Below are 2983 nucleotides of genomic sequence, written 5' to 3'. Positions count from 1 at the left end.
ATTAACGTGAGTTCGATTTAAGCAGCAACGAGTCTTTTTAGATCAACAATGTCTTCTTGCAAATTAATAGAAGGCTTTTTATCAAAGAAAGAATAAGCTATAAGTACTGATAATAAGTCAGTTATAAAATTATCAAAAGAACGATGTCTTGTATGCTCTACTTGACAAATGTTTTTTAATTCGTCATTTACTGTTTCTATCAAAGCACGTTTTCTAAGTGCTATTTTGTCTTGTAAGAGCATCAAGCTATTTTTCATATTCTTTTTAATCTTAGTGATTAAATGTACCCCATCAATAAATAATTGTTCAAATAAATCTTTGCTGATATACCCCTTATCTCCAAAGAGTTTTCCAAAGATTCTCTTATGTAAATTCATATCAGACAGAGGTTTACGATCATCTATGTTGCCTGGTGTTATTATAAAATCAAGTATTTCACCTTTATCATCAATGATTAGATGTAACTTAAATCCATAGAACCAGCCTAAAGAACATTGTCCTTTTTGAGCAAATTCTTTGAATACTTTATGTTGTTTTTCACGTTTGATATGACAAACTCTTATGGGGGTAGAATCAATATACGAAATGCCAGTACATTTTCATAAACAAAACATTTTCAAGAATATAGCTAATTTTACAACTACTTTCTTTTGCAATTCAACGAATCGATTGTAGGATACAGTTTGTGGGAATTCACCTTTCATATGCTTCTTTATGTGATTGATATAGTAATGTTTTAAATCTCTATAATGACCTGAATGAAAGAGAATTAGAATAGTTATAACCTCACTATCAGATAAAGTTGATTTACGATTTCTCTGTTTTAAGTCAGTATTTTGCACAAGACTATGGTCAGAGACTATTTTTTCAAAATTCTTGTCAAATAAGTGTATCTTGCTAATCTTCTACTCATCACGAATTGCCTTATTTTACTTACACTTTCAAAAACATTTCTTATTTTTCTTCAAAATAATTTGTTTAATTGCATTATTTTTCGTTACTTTGGTCTCAATTAATAGTAATAACACAATTGCGTATGGAATTGAAAGACATGAAAATCAAAACCTTTAAGGAGTTTTTAGAAGACAAAACTAATCCTGTGGTTTATTGTCTGCTCAGTTCTAATGGTAAGGACTTTTTAGCCAGAGAAAGCTATAAGGTTGAGCTACATCAATACAACTGCCTGCACGATACTTTCACCATTGAAACTCCCGAAGACTCATTTGACAAGTTCCATGAGTACATTATGGAGCACTCTCGAGACCTGCTCGGTGAGCCTCTTACTATTAAGTTCTACCAATACGGCAAAGTAGTACAGCACTTTTCAGGGATTATCACCAGAATTTATTGCAAACGACAAACAGGCGGTGGTTATGGTACGCTCTACATTTCAGGCAATGCACCGAGTATTTTGTTAGACCAAGGAAAAGCTTGCCATTCTTATGAGAATAAGACTCTTAAAGAAATTATTACCTTAGTAAGTAAAGGTTATGATAATTCTGCTCAGGTTGATAGCTCAGCAGGGGTAAACACTACAAGAGTAGTGCCTTATACGGTGCAATACAACGAATCTGATTACGATTTTATATGCCGCTTAGCTAATTTGTATGGTGAATACTTTTATTATGATGGTAGTAAACTTATCTTTGGCAATAAACTTCAAGAGACGATTGACTTGGGGGAGAACTTAAATCTTATTGATGAGGACTTTACCTTAGAGATGAAGCCACAGGAGTTTGAATATATCGCTTACGATTTCCATAGGTCTGAAGTTTATAAGATGGAAGCGAAAGATGCCGCTTGTGAATACAAAAACAATCCTATACAGACGGATGCCAAAAATGCCTCAAAAAAACTCTTAAAAAAAACACCTCAAAAGTACCATTCAGCTACATCATTAGAACAATCGTACATAGATTTAGAAGAAGTAGTGCGTCAGGAAAGAGATTTAAGAGAGCTATCGCTTAAAGTAACAGGGCGCAGTCGTGACCCACGCCTAAGGATGAACACCTTTGCTTGTCTTACCGACATCAATGCCCGCGCAATGGAGACTTACCGTGTCATCAAAATATCACACTACCACAGCGGGATGAACTACGAAAATAGTTTTGAGGCTATCCCGATGATGCGCACGCCTGCGGATTACAATGCCGAGGCTTTCCCCAGAGCAGAGCAACAGCCTGCCATTGTTAAAGATAACAACGATCCTCAAGGAATGGGACGTGTACGGGTACAATTCTTTTGGCAGAAAGGCGAACAACTCAGCCCGTGGATCAGAATGATACAACCCTACGCAGGCAGCAGCAAAGGTTTTTACTTTATCCCAGAGGTAGGCGAAGAGGTAATGGTAGACTTTGAGAACGGCAATGCCGAACGACCTTTTGTGCTGGGGGCGCATTATAATGGCGCGGCAAAGAGTGGGTATAAACCAACGACCAAGGCTATACATACTGAGAGTGGTACAAAAATTGTACTTAACGATGAAGATGGAAGTATAAAAATTGAAGATGCAGTAGGCAACAGCCTCATTTTTGATGGCAATCAAAAGATAACTCTCAGTAGTTCTATTTTTGAAATCAATACCCAGCAGATGCTCATTAGAGCCACTGATAAACTGCACATTACCACAAATAACTATGTGCTGAACGTACTTAGTCAGTTGTATATATTTACCGCTTGGATGAAACAGAAGGTGAGTGGTTTTATGCAAGTATTTAGCAACACTGCCCTTATCAAGAGTACCAATACCCTTGATATTGAAGCTAAAGAAGCAAAACTCTCGGGCAAAGAGCGTGCGGTGCTCGACTCAAAGAAGGAGGTGGTGGTCAATAGCTTGGGGGTGGCACAGTTGCAAGGCAAACAAGGGAATGAGTACAGCAATAATGGGCAAGGGATAGCGCAAGCACCTTTAGAGGAAATAGGCTTAGCCGTAGTATATTTTAGACCTTTAGAAGACTGGAGAGGTGAATTTGGGTTTGATTGG

The 2983-nt window shown here is 37.1% G+C and carries 1 protein-coding gene and 1 pseudogene; one reads left to right on the top strand and one right to left on the bottom strand.

Going from position 1 to position 2983, the window contains the following annotated elements; genetic code table 11:
* Positions 1–17: 17 nt before the first annotated feature.
* Positions 18–863, bottom strand: a pseudogene (locus I7X29_RS15125) (IS982 family transposase).
* A 173-nt stretch (positions 864–1036) separates the two neighbouring features.
* Here I7X29_RS15125 and I7X29_RS15120 point away from each other — a divergent pair.
* Positions 1037–2983: type VI secretion system Vgr family protein (locus I7X29_RS15120; protein WP_198475866.1), on the top strand; the 1947-nt coding region annotated here is incomplete at its 3' end.

The sequence above is a fragment of the Capnocytophaga periodontitidis genome, assembly GCF_016126015.1.
Classification (GTDB): Bacteria; Bacteroidota; Bacteroidia; order Flavobacteriales; family Flavobacteriaceae; genus Capnocytophaga; species Capnocytophaga periodontitidis.
This window is presented reverse-complemented; position numbering and strand designations above follow the sequence as displayed.